This window comes from uncultured Microscilla sp. (assembly GCF_947493425.1).
Classification (GTDB): domain Bacteria; phylum Bacteroidota; class Bacteroidia; order Cytophagales; family Microscillaceae; genus Microscilla.
Genome location: NZ_CANLRP010000615.1, coordinates 1 through 278 on the forward strand (window position 1 = coordinate 1; position 278 = coordinate 278).

At 42.4% G+C, this 278-nt stretch carries 1 protein-coding gene; it reads right to left on the reverse strand.

From position 1 onward, the window contains the following. Positions 1–278 (reverse strand): transposase (locus tag Q0954_RS34755; protein ID WP_299466887.1); only part of this gene is annotated, 278 nt, incomplete at both ends.

A 278-nucleotide genomic window follows, 5' to 3' on the forward strand; every position in this document is an offset into this window, starting at 1 on the left:
TCATGGTAGACCCAAAAATAACCTTGGTGGGTAGCTCCTTTCTTTTCGGAAGTGAGCACCTTGATAGGAGTTTCATCAGCCTGGAGGTAACCTCGGTTTTTAATCTCGTTTACCAAGCTTTGGTACAACACCTCCAAACATTCAATACCTCTTTTGACCCAGTTATTAATGGTTGAAGGGCTAATCTTAACCCCCTCTCGCCTAAATATTTTTTGTTGGCGATCAAGCGGAAGATGGTCTACATATTTGTTTACCAAAATAAGGGCAATGAGTGCCGC